This window comes from Pseudomonas sp. OIL-1 (assembly GCF_010669185.1).
Taxonomy (GTDB): domain Bacteria; phylum Pseudomonadota; class Gammaproteobacteria; order Pseudomonadales; family Pseudomonadaceae; genus Halopseudomonas; species Halopseudomonas profundi.
The window spans coordinates 2918655-2937789 of sequence record NZ_CP048629.1; the positions used below are offsets into that span (position 1 = coordinate 2918655).

The 19135-nt window shown below is 60.0% G+C and carries 14 protein-coding genes; 4 read left to right on the forward strand and 10 right to left on the reverse strand.

The genetic code is table 11. The features are described from left to right. Nucleotides 1-40 precede the first annotated feature (40 nt). The 7 genes from G3M63_RS13610 to G3M63_RS13640 form a co-directional block, all read right to left on the reverse strand. Complete coding sequence (locus tag G3M63_RS13610) at nucleotides 41-1267, reverse strand: RNA polymerase sigma factor (protein WP_163983484.1); 1227 nt, start codon at nucleotides 1265-1267, stop codon at nucleotides 41-43. Nucleotides 1268-1409: 142 nt separating this feature from the next. Continuing rightward, the gene (locus tag G3M63_RS13615) at nucleotides 1410-2615 is read right to left on the reverse strand and encodes a pyridoxal phosphate-dependent aminotransferase (protein WP_150301146.1); all 1206 of its coding nucleotides are present in this window, start codon (nucleotides 2613-2615) and stop codon (nucleotides 1410-1412) included. 17 nt (nucleotides 2616-2632) lie between these two features. Beyond that, nucleotides 2633-4042, reverse strand: coding sequence for an amidase (locus tag G3M63_RS13620; protein ID WP_163983485.1), 1410 nt, complete (start codon nucleotides 4040-4042; stop codon nucleotides 2633-2635). 92 nt (nucleotides 4043-4134) lie between these two features. After that, the gene (locus G3M63_RS13625) at nucleotides 4135-5079 is read right to left on the reverse strand and encodes a D-2-hydroxyacid dehydrogenase (RefSeq protein ID WP_163983486.1); all 945 of its coding nucleotides are present in this window, start codon (nucleotides 5077-5079) and stop codon (nucleotides 4135-4137) included. Further along, on the reverse strand, nucleotides 5076-6329 hold the full coding sequence (locus G3M63_RS13630; RefSeq protein ID WP_163983487.1) for an aspartate aminotransferase family protein: 1254 nt from the start codon (nucleotides 6327-6329) through the stop codon (nucleotides 5076-5078). The genes G3M63_RS13625 and G3M63_RS13630 overlap by 4 nt, the downstream gene beginning before the upstream one ends. An 83-nt stretch (nucleotides 6330-6412) precedes the next feature. Beyond that, the gene (locus tag G3M63_RS13635) at nucleotides 6413-7549 is read right to left on the reverse strand and encodes an isocitrate/isopropylmalate dehydrogenase family protein (protein ID WP_163983488.1); all 1137 of its coding nucleotides are present in this window, start codon (nucleotides 7547-7549) and stop codon (nucleotides 6413-6415) included. Between the two features lie 4 nt (nucleotides 7550-7553). Continuing rightward, nucleotides 7554-9014, reverse strand: coding sequence for an NAD-dependent succinate-semialdehyde dehydrogenase (locus G3M63_RS13640; RefSeq protein ID WP_163983489.1), 1461 nt, complete (start codon nucleotides 9012-9014; stop codon nucleotides 7554-7556). A gap of 362 nt (nucleotides 9015-9376) precedes the next feature. Between G3M63_RS13640 and G3M63_RS13645 the strand changes: the two genes are divergently transcribed. The 3 genes from G3M63_RS13645 to G3M63_RS13655 all read left to right on the forward strand — a co-directional run bounded on the left by G3M63_RS13645 (nucleotide 9377) and on the right by G3M63_RS13655 (nucleotide 13212). Beyond that, complete coding sequence (locus G3M63_RS13645) at nucleotides 9377-10555, forward strand: MalY/PatB family protein (protein WP_163983490.1); 1179 nt, start codon at nucleotides 9377-9379, stop codon at nucleotides 10553-10555. Between the two features lie 204 nt (nucleotides 10556-10759). After that, on the forward strand, nucleotides 10760-11782 hold the full coding sequence (locus G3M63_RS13650) for a PHB depolymerase family esterase (RefSeq protein ID WP_163983491.1): 1023 nt from the start codon (nucleotides 10760-10762) through the stop codon (nucleotides 11780-11782). A 374-nt stretch (nucleotides 11783-12156) separates the two neighbouring features. After that, nucleotides 12157-13212: a PHB depolymerase family esterase gene (locus tag G3M63_RS13655; protein ID WP_150301154.1), complete on the forward strand. Its 1056-nt coding sequence runs from the start codon at nucleotides 12157-12159 to the stop codon at nucleotides 13210-13212. 353 nt (nucleotides 13213-13565) lie between these two features. Here the strand turns inward: G3M63_RS13655 and G3M63_RS13660 are convergent, their stop codons facing one another. Continuing rightward, nucleotides 13566-15326 carry an ABC transporter transmembrane domain-containing protein gene (locus tag G3M63_RS13660; protein WP_163983492.1) on the reverse strand — a complete coding sequence of 587 codons (1761 nt, stop codon included), beginning with the start codon at nucleotides 15324-15326 and terminating at the stop codon, nucleotides 13566-13568. Nucleotides 15327-15558: 232 nt separating this feature from the next. On the opposite strand from G3M63_RS13660, the gene G3M63_RS13665 reads away from it, so the two are divergent. Beyond that, complete coding sequence (locus G3M63_RS13665) at nucleotides 15559-16755, forward strand: multidrug effflux MFS transporter (protein WP_163983493.1); 1197 nt, start codon at nucleotides 15559-15561, stop codon at nucleotides 16753-16755. 35 nt (nucleotides 16756-16790) lie between these two features. On the opposite strand, the gene G3M63_RS13670 is transcribed toward G3M63_RS13665, so the two are convergent. Next, on the reverse strand, nucleotides 16791-17279 hold the full coding sequence (locus tag G3M63_RS13670; protein ID WP_150301157.1) for a hypothetical protein: 489 nt from the start codon (nucleotides 17277-17279) through the stop codon (nucleotides 16791-16793). 161 nt (nucleotides 17280-17440) lie between these two features. Continuing rightward, on the reverse strand, nucleotides 17441-18826 hold the full coding sequence (gene selA, locus G3M63_RS13675; RefSeq protein WP_163983494.1) for an L-seryl-tRNA(Sec) selenium transferase: 1386 nt from the start codon (nucleotides 18824-18826) through the stop codon (nucleotides 17441-17443). Nucleotides 18827-19135: the final 309 nt, after the last annotated feature.

A 19135-nucleotide genomic window follows, 5' to 3' on the forward strand; every position in this document is an offset into this window, starting at 1 on the left:
GTCGTGACGGGATGGCCGAAATCGACAGCCAGGCATCAATTTATTCCCGCAGGCCTGATAGCCTGCGTTGCAGTAAGCGGCGCTCAGGATCCTGACGGGTCAGGGCGATAGCCTGCTGATAGGCCTCGCGTGCCGCATTAGTCTGGCCGGCCCGCCGAAACAGATCCGCCCTGGCTGCGTGAAACAGATAGTAATGTCGCAGCTCGGGGCTACCAGCCAGTTGTGCCAACTGAGTCAGGCCAGCTTCGGGGCCGTCGCGCATGGCCATGGCGACGGCTCGGTTCAGGGCGATCACCGGGGAGGGATCGAGGCGGATAAGTACATCGTACAATTCCACGATCTCGTGCCAGTCGGTTTCCGCTGCGCTGGCAGCACGGGCGTGCTCTGCGGCAATGGCGGCCTGCACGCTGTAGAGCCTGGGTTGCGGCAGCTGCATCGCTGCATCGAGGCATTGCAACCCTTCCTGGATTTTTCGGTTATCCCAGAGACTCCGATCTTGCTGCTCAAGGGTGATCAAATCGCCGTCCGGGCATTGTCGGGCGGCTCGGCGGGAGTCTTGCAGCAGCATCAATGCCAGCAGCCCGTAGACCTCGGCCTGCGGCAGCAACGAACTCAGTAGCTGGCCGAGACGGATTGCTTCGTCAGTCAGACTGACCTTGGTCACGGTTTCGCCTTCACTGCTGGAATACCCTTCGTTGAATACCAGATAGACGACGCGTAATACGCTGTGCAAGCGCTCGGCCAACGCCTTGCCCTCAGGCACTTCATAGGGGATCGCCGCATCACGGATCTTGCGCTTGGCCCGCACTATGCGTTGCGCGACGGTTGCGGGTTGCTGCAGGAGGCCGCGTGCGACCTGCTCGGTGGTCAGACCGCACATCTCCCGCAACGTCAAGGCCAACCGGGTTTCCATTGCCAGACTGGGGTGGCAGCAGGTAAAGATCAGCCGTAGCTGATCATCGTCAACGCTGCGGTCATCAAAGGCGTGCGCGGGAATCTCGCCAAGTTCGATCTGCTGCTGCATATGCTGGCTGGCGGTCTGCCTGCGGCGGATCTGATCGATACCCTTGTGGCGCCCGGTGCCGATCAGCCAGGCGGTGGGGTTCACCGGAATGCCCTGGACAGGCCACTGCTGTAGCGCGGCAGCGAAAGCGTCATGCATGGATTCTTCGGCCAGCTCGAAGTCGCCGAGCAGACGAATGAGCGTCGCCAGGACGCGGCGCGAGTGGGTGCGGTACAGACGATCAACAAGGGCGGGAACGGGCATGGGCTAGATCTGCGATTAGGTTGCGCACCCGAACAGCATAGATCGGTTTGTTTTCGACAGGAGTGGCCGGGACCACTCGCCCGGCGACACGACTATCGCGGGCGTTTAGCCTCCGGCAAAAACGCCCGCGATAGACCGGCCTCTATCCGAAATCCTGCTTTTCCATCCAGGGAATGATGCGTTCAAAGGCTTTTTCGATATTTTCCACCGAAGTGGAATAGCTCAGCCGAATGGCATTGCTGCAATGGCTGCCGAAGGTTTCGCCGGGAATGGTGCAGACCCCCGTTTCCTTGAGCAGGCGCAACGCGACGTTGGTGCCGTTGACTCCCTCGGGCAGCGAGGGGAACAGATAGAAGGCTCCTTCGGGCTTGTAACCTGTGAGAAAAGGCGTCTGCTCCACCAGTTCGACCAGCCGGTCGCGGCGCACTGTGTATTCCGAACGCATATGGTCGATGAAGGCGTTGTCGCCATGCAGCGCCGCAACGCCGGCCCACTGGCAGGGCGTATTGGCGACCGTCGTGGTGAACATGTGATAGCGCCGCAGTTTCTTGATCGCCGCCTGGCTGGCAATCATCCATCCGATACGCATGCCGGGCATGCTGTAGGTTTTCGAGAAACTGCTCATGACCATGACATTGTCGATATCGCTGGTGCAGGACAGCACCGAGGGGTATTCCTTGCCATCATAAATAAGATGATCATAAACCTCGTCGCTGATCACCTGAATGTCGCGATAGGCCGCTTCCTCCAGAATCGCTTCAAGCGTTTCCTTGGGATAAACGGTCCCCGTCGGGTTGCTCGGTGAGTTGAGCACGATGGCATAGGTATGAGGCTCTATCGCATCGATCACCTCCTGAGGATCGAGTTGATGATTGTTTTCGACGCGGGTGCGCACCTCGGTAACTTCGCCACCATTCATGCGAATGAGCGGGGCATACAGCGTGAAGGCCGGGTCTGGCACGATGAAATGACGGCCGGGAGCCGAGACCGCCGTCAAGGCCAGATAGATAGCTTCCGTTGCCCCCGTCGTGACCAGGATGTTCTCCGAGGTCAGTTTGCGCTGGTATCGGTCGCTGTAGTACAGGGCCAGTGATTCGAGCAGCTCGGGAAGGCCGGCATCCATGGTGTAGCCAGTCTGTCCGGCACGTAGTGCCTCGATGGTGGCATCAATGACATGGCTGGGCGTCGGCAGGTCGGGCTGACCGATCGACAGATGAATGACATCCTTCATTCCCGCAGCCATGTTGACCATACGGCGTATGCCGGGGATGGGTATGGTCAACAGCGCCGGGTTCCAGATAGGATCTTCGGATTCGTACAGCTCGATGTCCATGTTGCTTAGGGGCATGGTGACCTCCTTGGCGCCTAGGCGCTGAATAACGGGGGACGGCGGTCAGTCAGCGGCGCGGCCTGCTGATAGGCGTATCCGGCTTGCAATACCAACGCGTCATTGAAGCGCGCGCCAATCAACTGCAGGCTGATCGGCATCTGGTTGCTGTCGAAGCCGCAGGGTACGGCGAGTCCTGGTTGGCCGGTCATGTTGAACGGGTAGGTAAAGGGCGTCCAGGTGGGCCAGCGCGTGCTGGGCCAGTCCACAGGCACCTCCCGACCCGTATCGAAGGCCGTCAAGGGCAGGGTAGGCGTCAGCAGCAGATCGTATTTCTGATGAAAATTCGCCATGCGCTCGCGCAGCGCCATGGACTCGTTTACCGCGCCCAGGTACTCCAGCATGCTCAGACGAGAGGCTTTCTCCGCGACGGTTACCAGTTGCGGATCCATTTGCTCGCGCTTTTTCGGACCCAGGTCGCGCATGGCATTCGCTGCGCCGCCGTAGAACAGATGTCCGAATGCTGCCAGCGGGTCGCTGAATCCAGGATCCACCCGAATGACTTCCGCGCCAAGCTGTTCGAACACTTTCGCCGCCTCGGCGATAGCGGTCTCGATTTCTGGATCCACGTCGACATAACCCAGGTTGGGGCTAAAGCCGATTTTCAGGCCTTTGACCCCGTTTTTAAGGTTGGCCAAATAGTCGATATTGCGACGCGGTACGGCATTGGTGTCGCGGTGGTCGGCTTCGGTGAGCACGTTCATCATCAGCGCGCAGTCTTCCACCGTCCAGGTCATCGGGCCGGCGTGGGCGAGGGTGCCGAACGGGCTGGCCGGCCAATGAGGTACTTCACCAAAGGAGGGCTTGAGACCGACGATGCCGCAAAATCCCGCCGGAATCCGGATCGAGCCGCCAGCGTCGGTCCCCAGGGCCAGAGGCGCCATGCCCAGCGCCACCGCCACGCCGCTGCCACCACTGGAGCCGCCCGCGGTTTTTTCTGCATTCCACGGGTTATTGGTGACACCATCGATCGGGTTATCCGTCACGCCTTTCCAGCCCATCTCCGGTGTGGTGGTTTTACCGATTGGCACATAACCGTGGCGCGACAGCGCGGCCGTGGCGGGTGCGGACTTGTTCAGGGTGCTGGCCGGGTCGACGGTTTTCGAGCCTTTGACCGTGGGCCACATCGGTGTAAGAAATACATCCTTTACCGCCACCGGCACGCCATCAAGCAGGCCACGGGTTTCCCCGTTCTGGTAGCGCTGTTCGGATTCACTGGCCAGGTCCAGTGTTGTGTCCCGATCCACCAGGCAGAAGCCGTTGGTATGGGTATCCACCCGCTCGATCTGATCGAGCATGGCGCTGGCGGCTTCTACTGGCGACAGGCTCTTGTCCCGGTAGCGCGCAAGCAGTTCAACAGCGGTCAGCTGCAGTATGTCTTTGGACATGATTGTTTCTCCCGTCGTCTTGCTCTACACGAAAAAACACGTCCTTCGACGGATGGGGCGTAGCCGCACTATTGCAGCCAGCCTTTGCCGTATCAACTCTTTTTCACCTGGTTGAAAAGAGCCTCTCCTTTTTGCCAGCGATTGAAATTGGCGACAAACTGCTCGCCGAGTGCCTGTTGCCAACCGATGAAATCACCGGCCATATGCGCCGATATCATCACGTTGGGCATGTCCCAGAGAGGGTGGTCTTGCGGTAAGGGCTCCTGTTCGAACACGTCCAGCGCTGCGCCTGCAATCTCACCTTCTCGCAAAGCGGTGAGCAGATCATCGGTGATGACAATAGCGCCGCGCCCGACATTGATCAGCCGCGCGTGCGGCTGCATGGCCTGGAAGGCGCGATGGTCGAACAAACCTTGTGTGTCGTCGGTCAAGGGTGCAGTGATCACCACGTAATCTGCCTGCGGCAGCCATTCAAAAAGCTGATTGTTGCTGACTACCGAATCGAAGCGCGGATCGTCACGGCTGCTGCGCGCGGTACCAGTGACTCTCAGACCCACTGCCGAGAGCAGTGTTGCCACCTCGCCACCAATCGAGCCGGCACCGATAATCAATGCGTGTTTCCCGGCAATCATCTCGGTGTCACGGTGTTGCCATCTGTGTTGGCGTTGCAGCGACAGATTGCCCAGGGTGTCCTTGGCGAACATGAGCACAGCGCCCAGCACATATTCCGCTATCCCGCGGTCAAACACACCGCGGGCGTTGCTTATCTGAGTGTCACTCTCTATCAGCGCGGGGAACATCAGTGCATCAACCCCGGCGCTGGCCGCGTGAACCCAGCTGATACGGTGCTCATCCGGCCAGCAGCGCTCAAGCAGGCCGGTGCGAAAGTCGGTTACCAGCAGCACATCAGTATCCGTCAGTGCTTCCCGCAGTTCGGACTCTTCGCTGACCGTGCGCACCCGGACCTCACTTGGCAGTGTTGCAAGCCCCGGCAAGGTGTCGTCGCCGGGCGCGACCAGTACCAACACCTCGGTCATGGCTGGACCTCGGCCAGCGCCTTGGCGAAACGACCCACCGCGTCGGTGATCTCCTCGGCTGTCACCACCAGCGGCGGTAACCAGCGCACAATCTGGCCGTCAATACCGCAGCGCAACAACAGCAAGCCCTGGGCTTCTGCCGCCTCGGTCAGGCGTAGGGCGACATCCGGCATCGGTTGATTCGGCCCCTTGCCGATCTCCATACCCAACATCAGTCCTTTGCCGCGAATGGTGGAGATGATTGGATAGTCACTTTGCAACGCATGCAGCTGATCCCACAATTCCGTTCCGCGAGCGGCAGCGTTTTCGATCAGGTTTTCCTGCTCAATCACCTTGAGTGTGGCCAGGGCCGCCGCGCAGGACACCGCGTTGGCGCCGTAAGTACCGCCCTGGGAGCCAGGCGCGCCCTTGGCCATCAGCTCCGCCGAGGCAGCAATGGCAGAGAGCGGAAAGCCGCTGGCCAGGCCCTTCGCTGTGATCAGAATATCCGGCTGGACATCGAAGTGCTGATGGCTCCAGAACTTGCCGGTGCGTCCATAACCGGCCTGGATCTCATCGCAGATCAGCAGGATGCCGTGTTGTTTGCAGCGTTCAGCCAGACCTTGCATGAAGGCGGTATTGGCCGGGTAGTAACCATATTCACCCTGTACCGGCTCGATCAGAATGGCGGCTGTGTCGTCAGGAGCGGTCTGGGTTTTGAGGATATGGTCCAGCTCGCGCAGGCAAAACTCGGTGGTCTGTTCCTCACTCCAGCCATAACGCCAACTGTGCGGGTAGGGCGCGACAACTACGCCAGCCATCATCGGGTGGAAGCCGGTACGCACTTTGGTGCCGGAGGTCGTCAGCGAGGCGGCGCCCATGGTGCGGCCATGAAAGCCGCCGTTGAAGACGATGATATTCGCGCGGCGCGTAGCGTGCCGCGCCAGGCGCATGGCCGTCTCCACTGCCTCGGAACCGGAGTTGCTCAAGGCGATCGAGTCGAGGCCAGCGGGCATCTTTTCAACCAGCCGGTCGGTCAGCTCCAGCATAGGGCGATGGGTAACGGTAGTGTATTGCGCATGGATCATCTTGCCGACCTGCTCCTGCGCGGCCGCGACGACCGTCGGGTGGCAATGCCCGGTGCTGGTAACGCCGATTCCGGAGGTAAAGTCGAGGTAGGCTTTGCCGTCGGTGTCATATAGCCAGCTGCCTTGGCCATGGTCAGCGCAGACTCGGCTGGATTGCTTCAACAAGGGTGATAAGTGACTCATAAAGAGACTCCTGTCGGGTGGACGGGGCCTGGGTCCCGGTGAAGCGGTAGCGACGGTGTTCCCGTCGCGGTTAGTTCAATTGCTCAGCGATTGAGGCGTTCGATCACACCAGCGGTAATTGCCTGGCAACTTCGGGGTTGATCGCCGGCGGCCTGCAGATCCTGCGCAACGGCGTGACGCACGACGTCTGCGGGATCGGTGAATCCCAGCCATTCAAGCATCATGGCGGTGGTCAACAGCATGGCGGCCGGATTAGCTTTGTCCTGGCCTGCAATATCTGGCGCGCTACCATGGGTTGGTTCAAACAGCGCCGGTAGCTCGCGACTATCCGGATTGATGTTGCAGGAGGGCGCGAGCCCCAGACCGCCCGACAGCACGGCGGCCAGATCAGTCAGAATGTCCCCGTGCAGGTTGCTGGCAACAACCACGTCGAACTCCCAGGGGCTCTGCACGAATTTCATACAGGCGGCATCGACCAGCTGATGGTGGATGCCAATATGCGGAAACTCCTTTGCCACCTCGGCAAACACCTCGGTATACAGCTCGCCCCAGTTCGGCTGCGCGTTGCGCTTGGTGATCAGACACACCTGCGCTGGCGCGCTGCCTTTTTCTGCACAGTAAAATTGCTGCGTTTCACCTCGTTGCGCCATGCGCTGTTCGGCGCGCAGGAAGGCATGCCGGATCAGCCGTTCGGTGCCACGGTGAGTGAATACTTCCAGCTGAGTCGCCACCTCGAACGGCGTGCCCTTGTTCAGCCGGCCACCCTGGTTGACGTATTCACCCTCGCTGTTTTCACGGATGACCAGCATGTCGACATCCGCCGCGCGTGGATCAGCCAGATACCGTGGTGCACCTGGCAGCAGCCGCGCCGGCCGCTCGCAGGCCCAGAGATCGAGCCCCTTGCGGAAGGTCAAAAGCGGCGCGAGCGAAATACTGTCGGACAGCTTGTAACGCTCCGAGTCGCTGACCGGGCCGGGGTCGCCCAACGCGCCCATCAACAGTGCGTCGTAAATGCATACGCGGCGCAGCGCATTGGCCGGCATCATCTCGCCGTATTCCTTGTGCCAGGTGGTGCTTGGCCAGTCGAGCCGATCCCAGTTCAGCGGCAGCGAATAGCATTCACGGAGTACCTCCAATACCGCTTCGGCGGCATCCATGACCTCCGGGCCAATACCGTCTCCCGGCATCAGAGCGATGCGGATATCGGATTGCTCGGTCATAGGATTACTCCGTGCCCATGCAGATGTACTTCAGCTCGGTATATTCCTCGAGGCCATGACGTGACCCTTCGCGACCGAGGCCCGAAGCCTTGACGCCGCCGAAAGGTGCCATGGGATTGGAAATGGCGCCTTCATTGACGCCGACGATGCCCGCTTCGAGTGCATCGGCAACCCGCCAGCAGCGGTGGATGTCACGGCTGTAAAAATAGGCGGCCAGGCCGTAGGGCGTGTCGTTGGCGATCTTGATGGCTTCTTCTTCGGTCTCGAAGGTCATGATCGCGGCTAGCGGCCCGAAGGTTTCTTCGTGGCAGACCTGCATATCTGTCGACACGTCGGAAATAAGCACCGGATGCACGAAGCTGCCTTGATCGCTACCGGGAGTCGGTCCGTAGAGGTGAGTGGCACCCTTGCCGATGGCGTCCTGATAATGCTGCTGTACCTTTTCTGCCGCAGCGCGGTTGATCAGGGGCGCCTGGGTGACGCCATCGTCCAGGCCATTGCCGAGCTTCAGCTCGCCCATCGCCTTGGCCAGCAGCGAGGCGAATTTCTCATGTACGCTGCGCTGGACGAGAAAACGGTTGGCGCAGACGCAGGTCTGGCCGGTGTTACGGAACTTGCAGATCATCGCGCCTTCCACGGCACGCTCGAGGTCCGCGTCATCGAAGACGATGAAGGGCGCGTTGCCGCCCAGTTCGAGCGAGACCTTCTGGATATGTTCGGCGCATTGCGCCATCAACTGACTGCCGACGCCGGTGGACCCGGTGAAACTGAGCTTGCGTACGATCGGGCTGCTGGTCAGCACCTTACCGATCATTTTTGAATCGCCGGTAACGATGTTGAACACCCCCGGCGGGATGCCGGCTTCGTGGGCCAGCTCAGCCAGTGCCAGCGCCGTATAAGGGGTCGCCTCTGAAGGCTTGACGATCATGCTGCAGCCGGCTGCCAGCGCCGCGCCGGCCTTGCGGGTGATCATCGCTGCAGGGAAGTTCCAGGGCGTGATGGCTGCGGTAACACCTACCGGTTGGCGGTTGACGATAATGTGCTGACCAGGCTTGGCACCGGGGATGGTTTCGCCGTACATGCGGGGTGCTTCTTCGGCGAACCAGCGCACGAAGGACGCGGCATAGGCTACTTCGCCACGGGATTCGACCAGCGGCTTGCCCTGTTCCATGGTCATCAGGGTGGCGATATCCTCCTGATGATCGAGCATCAGCTGATACCAGCGCATCAGCAAATTGGCGCGCTCTTGCGCGGTAGTACGCTTCCAGGAATCAAAGGCTGCCTGGGCGGTATCAATCGTTGATTCGATCTCCGCTGCGCTTAGCGACGGAATGCTGCCGAGATCCTCGCCAGTGGCGGGGTTGTCCACGTTGATACGGGCTTCGTTCTGGGCGTCTACCCAGCTCCCGCCTATGTAACATTGCTGGCGAAACAAGCGTGGTGAATTCAAGCGGGAAAGTGACATCAAGCCTCCTGATTTATAAATGCGTCATTGGAACGCAAGGGCTGCTGGCTCGCCTTGGATCAACAAACCCTTGTTCCAGCGTAGGCAGGTTAATTGGGCTATGCAACCCTGGCTGCAGAAGCGCGTTCATGGGGGCTGAGACGGAGCGGCCGGGTGTATGGAACAGGCTCTCAGACCGGGGGGGTGTCAGGCCACAGGCACTTGCCTTTCGGGGGTTGGTGAGCCTGAATGGGGGCGCTGCAGGCAGACCCCAAACAGGGCAGCTATAAAGCAATGGGACCGCAACGGGTGGACGGGTGTCGCGGTCATTGCATTCCCCGTTGGTGCCGCGCCTTCTGACAACAAGCAAGGGAGTACGGAATATGAGTTTTGATTTTGACCGGGACATCCGCCGCGAGGGGACCCAGTCCGTAAAATACGATGCGCGGAGAGTGGTCTTTGGCGGCGAGGATGTGATGCCGTTATGGGTGGCCGATATGGATTTCGCAGCACCCGAAGCGGTGACCAGCGCGTTGGTCGAACGCGCGCAGCATCCGGTTTACGGTTACAGCCTGTTCCCCGACAGTCTGTATCAGTCAATGATTGACTGGTTTGCTACCCGGCACGACTGGCACATCGAACGTGACTGGATACTCATGGCGCCCGGTGTCGTGCCCTCCATTCACGCGGCAATCATGGCTTTTGCCAATCCGGGCGAGGGCATTATCGTTCAGTCTCCGGTGTATCCGCCGTTCTTCAGCTCGGTTAACAAGACCGGACGCCGCCTGATTGACAATCCGCTGCGCCTGGAAAACGGTCGCTATCAGATGGATCTGGAGCACCTCGAGCAATGTGCGGCGCAGGGCGCGCGCATGTTGATTCTCTGCTCACCGCATAACCCTGTCGGGCGCGTCTGGGAGGAACATGAGCTGCGCGCAGTGCTGGAGATTGCGCGGCGTCATGACTTGATTCTGCTGTCCGACGATATTCATTGCGATCTGGTACTTCCCGGCAAGCGCCATCTGATGCTGGCGAATGTCGCGCAGGCGGATGATCAGGTAATCACGGCGGTCGCGCCGAGCAAGACGTTCAATGTGCCCGGACTCGGTCTCTCAGCGCTGGTGGTTCCCGACCCGGATCACCGCCAAGCACTCAAGCAGGTCTTCGAAACTTTGCACATGGAACAGGCCAATCCGTTCAGCCTGACTGCGTTCGAAGCAGCCTATCGATCCGGCGGTCCGTGGCTGGATGCGTTGCTGGAGTATCTGCAGGACAACCACCGTTTCGTCAGTGATTATTTGCGCGAACACATACCCCGCATCAGCCTGATCGAACCGGAAGGCACCTACCTGCTCTGGCTTGACTGTCGTGGCCTGGGGTTGAGCGATGCTGGACTCAAGGCCTTTTTTATCAAGCAGGCCGGGCTGGGGCTCAACCCCGGAATCAGCTTTGGCGAAGGCGGCAGCGGCTTCATGCGTCTGAATATCGGCACCCGTCGAGCCAACCTGCAACGGGCGATGGAACAGCTTCGCCTGGCGGTTGAAACAACGTTCTCCAAGTGACGAGCGGTTCGCAAACTGTTGTCTGCGCAACGGCACTTTTCGAACTGCATGGCGTCCTAGCGCTACGCTTGTAGCGAGAGCGTTGTGGCAAGTCGTTCCAGGAAAATGTTTGCTAAAACGTCGTGTTTCCTTTCGTGCAATCTGCTTCATGCCAGCTGCTGACGCCGGATAGGTATCCGGCTGGACACGGAAAAAGGAAACACGATGACGAAGATGAATCTGGCGTGCTGGATGGCACTTGCAGTGATGACGACGGGCTGCGGCGGGGGAGGCGGAGGTGGCTCTGATGCGCCGCCCGATACACCCCCAGAAGACCCAGGGACACCGGTAGAAGAGCCGCCAACAAGCGAGCCGCCCATAGACGAACCCCCCGCCACAGATCCACCGCCCGTCGATGAGCCACCTGCCGAGGATCCTGGGGACAACCCACCGCCAGGCGGCGGGGTCTCGCAGCCCACGCCCTCAATCGGCTGCGGCGGACCCGTTCCAGAAACAGGCAACAGGAGCATCGCCGTCACAGGTGGCACCAGACAATACATTCTCGATCTCCCGACCGGCTACGATGCCGACAAAGCCTATCCGCTGGTATTCAGCTTCCATGGTCGAGGGCGGACGGCAAGTGATTTTCGCACCAGCAGTAATTTGCGGGAGACCATGGGCGATGCAGTGATACTGGTCCACCCTCAGGGGGTGCCCGACCCGGGCGCGCCGGTTGAACCGGAGCGGGATAGCTGGGAGCGTACCGGCGATCGCGACATCGCCTTCTTCGACGACCTGTACGATCAACTGACCAGCGAAGCCTGCGTCGATCAAAGCCGCGTATTCACCACCGGTATGAGCATGGGCGGTTTCTTCGCGGCCCGGCTGGCCTGCGAACGGGGTGACGTGGTGCGGGCGTTTGCTTCGGCTGCCGCCGGGCCGCCGTTGAAAAGCGCCACCGAGTGCGTCGGACGCGCCGCCGCCTGGACAGCCCATGATCCCCAGGATGAGCTGATTGACTACACAAGCGATGGATTGGCGCTCCGGGATTACTGGCTGGACGCAAATGTCTGCGGCGAGGAAACCCGCCAGTTGAGTAACGGCTGTGTTGAATATACCAACTGCGACGCGGGCTATCCGGTGCGCTGGTGTCAATACAGCCAGGCAGACAAGCCCTATTCAAGCCACCATGAATGGCCGAGTTTCGCTCCTCGCGAGGCCGCCGACTTCTTTCTTGCGCTTGACTGATCGGCCATTGGAAAGCGGGTTAACCGGCCCGCTTTCGCATATCAATATTCCCTCCCGCAAATGCTAGCTATCCGGTATTCCGTCAGAAGTACCTGTTTTTCCGTACCTCTGATAGCGGCTTTAGTGGCTTTTTCACAGCATCCGTTCGGCGAAAAACAGTGCGTTGAAGTTGAAGTCCATCACAAGCCGAGCGGTCTGGACTGCACTTCTCGGTGGGTCAGCCGTCAGACTCGGCTGACGCTTGTGGCTTGAGCGTGAGGGTAAGTCGTAGTAGGGAAAATGTTTGTTGAAAACGTGGTGTTTCCTTTCGTGCAGTCTGCTTCACGTCTGCCGCTGACCACCGGAATGTTCCGGGTGACTATAAGGGGGACACGATGACCAAATATAAATTGCTGTACTGTGTGGCGCTGGCGATTCTGGCGACGGGTTGTAGCAGCGGAGACGACGATGACGATTATGAAACCGCGCCTGATGTCATTACCGAACCTGAGCCAGACGCCGGCAATCCTGGCACGGAGCCAGGCACAGACCCTGGCACTGAGCCGCCGGTTACTGGCGATCCTGCTCCAGCTGACCCGGTAGATCCGCCACCGGCTGATGATCCGATAGCCGAACCGCCACCACCGCCGACCGCAGGACCCACGCCTGCAGCACCGTCCATAGGCTGCGGCGGACCAGCCCCGCAAGCCGGTAGCCGGACTATTGCAGTGGGCGGTGACGACCGGCGCTATATTCTTGATCTTCCGGCTGGCTACGATCCGGAGAAAGCCTACCCGGTGGTATTCAGCTTCCACGGACGCGGAGACGAACTCAAGGAAAAAGGCAAGAACTACAAAGCGACAAACGGTGTAGTCGAAACCATGGGCGAGGCTGCAATAGTGGTCCACCCGCAGGGTATGCCGGTTCCCAGCGCTGCGGAGTATCCCGAGCGTAGGAGCTGGGAGACGGTTGGCTCGCGGGATGTGGCCTTCTTCGATGCGATGTATGAAGAACTGCGCGGCGAAGCCTGTGTGGATGAGAACCGGGTATTTACCATGGGCATGAGTATGGGCGGTTTGTTCGCTTCTCGCCTGGCCTGTGAGCGGGGCGATGTGGTTCGCGCATTCTCGGCCGTCGCTTCGGCGCCGCCGCAGAAGAGCGCTTCGGAGTGCGTCGGCCGCGCTGCGGCCTGGGCCGCCCACGATCCGCAGGACAAACTCATTCCGTTCACAGATGGGCTGGCCCAGAAACAGTACTGGCTGGATGCGAACATGTGTGGCGAGGAGACGCGTCAGCTTGAGAATGGTTGTGTGGAATACACCAACTGTGACACCGGATATCCGGTGCGCTGGTGTGAGTACAGCCTGGCAGAGCAGCCTAACTCAAGAAACCACGAATGGCCTGGCTTTGCTGCGAGCGAAAGCGCGGCGTTCTTCCAGTCACTTGACTGATTTCAGTTGACCACCTGGGACGCGGGCCGCTCATGGCCCGCGTTTTAGGGTCTGTTGCCGTTTCATCGCGAGCCGCGTTGCTGTATCAAATGGCGCCAGGCCGGGCGGCGATCCGCAAGGCGCGGGATGCAGGTAATGGTTGTTCCCTTGCCAAGTCCCGCAACGCCGCATGGCGTCATTTGACGCGCAACCTAGGCGGCCCCACCCGAAGGGACGGGGCCCGTTTAGCGCAGCACTGCGTTACTCGTCGCTCATTTGGAACAACCAAATTTCACTCCTCGCGCCTTGTTCTGCACCAAACGGACCTCCGTCGCGGCCGCGATGAAACGGCAACAGACCCTAAATGAATCCTGTCAAATTGTCGCGGTGCCAAATTGCAGTTCGGCCAAGCGTGCATAGAGGCCGTTATGCCTTACCAGCTCCTCGTGCGTACCTAGCGCTACCAGGCACCCTTTATCGATTACCGCAATGCGATCTGCATTCTTCACCGTTGCCAGACGGTGGGCAATGACGATGGTAGTGCGGCCCTGGGTCAGTCTGGGCATGGCCTGCTGAATAAGATATTCACTGCGCGCATCCAGCGCGCTGGTCGCTTCGTCGAGCAGCAAAATGGGGGCATCGGTCAACAGCGCACGGGCGATGGCCAGGCGCTGCTTCTGCCCACCCGACAGACCTAATCCGGCATCACCGAGTTGCGTCTCATAGCCGTTGGGCATGTCCGCGATGAACTCATCGGCGTGCGCGGCGCGGGCAGCAGCCTCAATGGCTGACGAGTCCGCTTCCGGGCGCCCGTAACGAATGTTGTCGGCTACGCTGCCATAGAACAGTGCCGGGTTCTGCGACACCAGGGCGAAGCAGGCACGCAGCTGTGCTGGCTCGAGAGCGCGGATATCGCGGCCATCGATGGTGATGCGGCCTCCGGTGACATCGAAAAAACGCAGCAGCAGGTCAAACAGTGTCGACTTTCCGGCACCTGAAGGACCAACCAGAGCCAGGGTTTCTCCAATGCGTATATCCAGGGAGAAGTCGCTGATTACCGGCACATCCGGGCGCGTGGAATAGCTGAAACTCACCTGGTCGAAGGCGATGCCCTGCGAAAGCCTTTCCGGTAGTTGCACCAAACCGGTCTTCGGTGCGCTGATTTCCTGTTCGGTACGGAGCAGCTCGACTATACGCGCGCCGGCCCCCGCGGCCCGTTGCAACTCGCCAATGACCTCGCTAAGCGCACCGGCCGCAAGCCCCACGATAAGGCTGTAGAACAGGAAGGCAGCCAGTTCGCCAAGGCTGATCCTGCCCGCAATCACATCCAGACCGCCGACCCAGATCATCATCCCGATTGCGCCAAGTACCAGCACTATTACTATGGACGTCAGCCAGGCGCGCTGGCGGATGCGGCTTCTGGATACCTCAAAGGCCTGTTCGACGACGGTGCTGAAACGCGCCCGATCCTGCGCCTGGTGGTTGTAGGACTGGACTGTCTTGATCTGGCCGAGCACTTCGCCGACATAACTGCCGACATCGGCCACACGGTCCTGGCTCAGGCGTGAAAGCCTGCGCACGCGTCGACCGAAATAGATGATCGGTGCAACAATCAGTGGAACGGCCAGCATGACAATACTGGTGAGTTTCGGGTTGGTCACCACCAGCAGGACGATGCCGCCGATCAGCATCAACCCATTCCGCAGAGCAATGGACAGAGTCGAACCGATCACGGACTGAAGGACGGTGGTATCGGCGGTAAGGCGCGATTGAATCTCCAATCCTCGATTGGTCTCGAAGAAACCGGGATGCAGATCGATGACATGATCGAAAACCCGCTGGCGAATATCCGCCACGACCCGCTCGCCAATCCAGGACACCAGATAAAAGCGGGCATAGGTCCCGATCGCCAGCGCCACGACCATTAGCAGAAACACGCCCACACTCTGATTGAGCAGTTCAGGCGAACCGGTCACGAATCCCTGGTCGACCATCAGACGAAGCCCCTGGCCGAGCGAGAGCGTGATCCCGGCGGTGAATACCAATGCGAGCAAAGCGCCTGCGACCCGCCAACGATAGGGGGCGATGCAGCGCAGAGCGAAGCCTAGTGTCTCGTGCTGGTTAGAGCTCGACATGAGGGCTCCGGTCGAAAGTGGGATCGCTATGCTACCTTGAATCGAAACCTGTCGATAACGGGGTACCGCGGATTTGTTGGCGAGGCCCGTCGCCAAGTTGAACGGCATGGCCTGATCAGGTCCGGAATCATCAGTGCAATGGTCTGTTGCAGGCATGCAGCAATTGTTTCTGTCATCATGATCGTTTTGGTTCCGGCTACGCATCGGTCGGGACCCGTCTCCGGAATACCCTATGCCGTTAAAGATTCTTCTCATCCTGGGTGGTTTGAGTGCCTTTGGCCCACTCGCCATAGACCTGTACCTGCCTGCCTTTCCGGCAATGGCCGAAGCATTCGCGACGGACAGCGAGCACATTCAGCTGAGTCTTTCCGCCTACTTTCTCGGGCTGGCGCTTGGACAACTGTTCTACGGCCCGATCGCAGACCGTTTTGGTCGTCGCAAGCCATTGCTGTTCGGTATTGGACTATTCTGCGCCGCGTCGTTGGCCTGTGCTCTGGCGCCCACGCTTGAGTGGTTGATTGTTGCGCGCTTCGCTCAGGCGCTTGGCGGTTGCGCCGGCATAGTGGTGAACAGGGCGGTGGTGCGCGATTTATGTGAGCCGATCGAAGCCGCCAAGGCGTTCTCCCAGCTGATGCTGGTGATGGGGGTTGCGCCTATTCTGGCGCCGCTTGCCGGCGGGTGGTTGCTGGCGCTGGGGAACTGGACCTGGATCTTCCTGTTTCTGACATTGTTCTCGGCGGTATTTTCTTTTGCAGTGTTTTTTGGCCTGAAGGAGACGCTGCCACCGACCGTGACGCCGCCTGCGCTGTCGAGCGCTCTGGGGCGCTATCGCCGGCTGCTGGGTGAACCGTTGTTCATGTTTCATGCACTCACCGGCGGCATCGCTATGGCTGGAATGTTCGCTTATATTGCCGGGTCGCCGTTTTTGATAATCGAACTCTACGGCATCTCAGCCGCGCATTTCGGCTGGTTTTTCGCGATAAACGCGTCAGGATTCATCCTGTTCGCGCAGATCAATAGCTGGTTCCTGCGTCGCCATCCGCCAATGAAGCTGTTGCGCTTTACGACGTTGTTTTTTGCGGTGTGCAATGTGCTGTTACTGGCCGTCGCTATCTACCAACCTATGTCTTTATGGCCTTTTTTGCTGCCGCTGTTCGGCAGTGTCGCGGTCATCGCGCTGGTGTTGCCCAATTCCTCTGCCGAAGCCATGGCGGGGCAGGGGCACCAGGCAGGCGTGGCATCGGCGCTGATGGGAACCATGCAGTTTGTCATCGCAGGTATCACCTCAGCGCTGGTCGGCATCCTGCACGATGGTACGGCGGTGCCCATGACAGCAGTCATGGCGACATGCGGTATAGGATCGCTGGTGATGGCGCGCCTGGCACAGCGCGCTACGGTGAAGAAAGCACAGGCGGCGCTGGCAAACTAGTGCAGGGGCGCTGAATGGCCCGGCCTCGCGCCTGTTTAGCGGTAGCGACGTTCAGGCTGACGGTTACGAAGCGGACCGGGATCTTGCATCTGCGGCGGTCTGCGCATCTGCGAATTGCCAGAGCCCAGCCGGTTCTCGCCTGCCCGCGGGTTGCCCGGCTGCGCATGGGGATTGTGCTGCTGCGGGCGCTGCCGGCGATATTCCTGTGCCCTGTCCCTGGAACGGTAATGCTGCTCGGAGCGATGTTGCCGGTTTCTTTCATGCCTCTCATTTCCGTAGCCTGGGCTGAGCCCGGGGCGCGAGTCACCGGAACTGAAATACAGCCGATAACCGCCGGATTGCACTTGCACAGAAGGGGCGGGACGATAGTGGCCTGGCGTCCGGTAATGCGTGTCACCATAACTATCGGCTCGGGGTGGAGCGGCTCGATAGTGCCCGCCATCAGCGTTGACCTGGCTCCCCATGATCAGGCCAACGATCAGCGGTGGCAAGCATAACAGCCGGGCAATTCGAGGATAATTCATCGACGGAGCTCCCATGCGACGGTGCGTACGTTGGTCGGATGCGGCGAGTGCGTTGCTGCGGCAGGCGGTATAACCAATAGACATCCTGTGAGTGCAAAGGTCAATCACAGTTGGCTACTTTGTGACCGCTGGCCGCCCGGATAGGCGCCCGGTCCAATGCGTCAGGATTTGCGCAGTTGGTTTATCAGCTCCGACTCTTCGTCAAGGCATCGCAAATCCAGAATCAGACGCCTGTCGTTAATTCGCCCGATGACGGGTACCGGGAGCTCCCTCAGTGCCTTCTGGGCCGACTGCAGGCTGCGATTTGCGCTGCGTTTGGATGCGTTCGGTGTCAGTACCAATGCCTGGCTGGGTAGTTGTTCGACGGGCAGGGCGCCGCTGCCGATCTGACCCATAACCGGCTCCGAAGTCACGCAGAACAGGGTATCTGCCCAAATCTGCATGGCGGGCAACAAGCGTTCGGCCTGTTCGGCGATTTCTGCTTGCGACCGGCTCAACCAGCGCAGGCTTGGCAGCCGGCTAGCCAGTTGCTCGGGGTTGGCGTAGATGCGCAGGACAGCCTCAAGCGCTGCCAGGGTTACCTTGTCGCAACGCAGCGCGCGCTTGAGTGCATTCTTTTTCAATTTGTCGATCAGCGCCCGCTTGCCAACGATTATGCCGGCCTGCGGGCCGCCGAGCAGTTTGTCGCCACTGAATGACACCAGATCCGCGCCATTTGCCAGACTGTCCATCGGCGTTGGCTCGTAGGGCAGACCCCAGCGACGAAGATCGACCAGGCTGCCGCTGCCAAGATCTACCGCGTAGGGCACACCATGGGCATGTGCGGCTTGCGCCAACTGCGCTTCGGGTACGCTCGCGGTGAAGCCCTGGATGACATAGTTGCTGGTGTGCACCGTCATCATCAGCCCGGTCCGGGCGTTGGCAGCCTCGTTATAGTCTTTGAGGTGGGTGCGGTTGGTGGTGCCCACTTCGCGCAGTTTGCACTGGGCTCGCTGCATGATGTCAGGCACGCGGAAGGCACCGCCGATCTCGACCAGTTCACCCCGGGATACGATGACTTCCTTACCGCGCGCCAGAGTATTGAGCATCAATAGAACCGCGGCGGCGTTATTGTTCACCACCGTGGCGGCTTCGGCGCCGGTCAAGCGACATAGCCAGGCTTCTACGTGACTGTCACGATCGCCGCGCTTGCCTTTTTCAAGGTCGAACTCGAGATTGCTGGCGCCGCGCGCGACGTCACACATCGCCTGGACAGCTTCTTCCGGCAAAGGCGCGCGTCCCAGGTTGGTATGCAACACGGTACCGGTCAGGTTGTACACCTTGCGCAGGGAAGGGCTTAGCAGTCGCAGCAGGTGGTTCTCGACTGCTGCGGCGAGCTGGTCCGGCTCGCACGGGCAATGGTTCTGGCGTAACTGATCCAGTTCTTCTATCACCGCCTGTTTGACCAGTGGCTGGCCATGGTTTTGCTGCAGTTGGTGAATAAGCGGCCAGGCGAGGATCTGATCGACTGAGGGTAACAGGCGGCGAATATCAGCTTGCTGGTTCATGGGGCTCCGTGGATAAGCGTGCGACCGGGGTGATGCTTGGGGTTACAGCACTTGTGTATCTGACCGGACCATAGCATGGCGGTTCGATTCACTGTGGTCCAGACGAGTCGGTTCTGTTGTGGCAGATTAGCCGGGCACGGATCAGTCTTGTCGTAGCGCAGGGGCACTACAACCCCAGGGTCGACCTGCCTCCAGTAGGACTATGAGGATGAGGTTTTCGTAGCGCAGGCGCGCTACAACCCGGCGAAAAGTGCATACGAAAACGCCGTTATCCCGGAGGATAACGGCGTTGGTCTTCACGCGATTCTT

Excerpts from the sequence above, each read along its gene's own strand:
- G3M63_RS13610 (WP_163983484.1), bottom strand. The coding sequence starts at position 1,267 with ATGCCCGTTCCCGCCCTTGTTGATCGTCTGTACCGCACCCACTCGCGC.
- G3M63_RS13615 (WP_150301146.1), bottom strand. The coding sequence starts at position 2,615 with ATGCCCCTAAGCAACATGGACATCGAGCTGTACGAATCCGAAGATCCT.
- G3M63_RS13620 (WP_163983485.1), bottom strand. The coding sequence starts at position 4,042 with ATGTCCAAAGACATACTGCAGCTGACCGCTGTTGAACTGCTTGCGCGC.
- G3M63_RS13625 (WP_163983486.1), bottom strand. The coding sequence starts at position 5,079 with ATGACCGAGGTGTTGGTACTGGTCGCGCCCGGCGACGACACCTTGCCG.
- G3M63_RS13630 (WP_163983487.1), bottom strand. The coding sequence starts at position 6,329 with ATGAGTCACTTATCACCCTTGTTGAAGCAATCCAGCCGAGTCTGCGCT.
- G3M63_RS13635 (WP_163983488.1), bottom strand. The coding sequence starts at position 7,549 with ATGACCGAGCAATCCGATATCCGCATCGCTCTGATGCCGGGAGACGGT.
- G3M63_RS13640 (WP_163983489.1), bottom strand. The coding sequence starts at position 9,014 with ATGTCACTTTCCCGCTTGAATTCACCACGCTTGTTTCGCCAGCAATGT.
- G3M63_RS13645 (WP_163983490.1), top strand. The coding sequence starts at position 9,377 with ATGAGTTTTGATTTTGACCGGGACATCCGCCGCGAGGGGACCCAGTCC.
- G3M63_RS13650 (WP_163983491.1), top strand. The coding sequence starts at position 10,760 with ATGACGAAGATGAATCTGGCGTGCTGGATGGCACTTGCAGTGATGACG.
- G3M63_RS13655 (WP_150301154.1), top strand. The coding sequence starts at position 12,157 with ATGACCAAATATAAATTGCTGTACTGTGTGGCGCTGGCGATTCTGGCG.
- G3M63_RS13660 (WP_163983492.1), bottom strand. The coding sequence starts at position 15,326 with ATGTCGAGCTCTAACCAGCACGAGACACTAGGCTTCGCTCTGCGCTGC.
- G3M63_RS13665 (WP_163983493.1), top strand. The coding sequence starts at position 15,559 with ATGCCGTTAAAGATTCTTCTCATCCTGGGTGGTTTGAGTGCCTTTGGC.
- G3M63_RS13670 (WP_150301157.1), bottom strand. The coding sequence starts at position 17,279 with ATGAATTATCCTCGAATTGCCCGGCTGTTATGCTTGCCACCGCTGATC.
- selA (WP_163983494.1), bottom strand. The coding sequence starts at position 18,826 with ATGAACCAGCAAGCTGATATTCGCCGCCTGTTACCCTCAGTCGATCAG.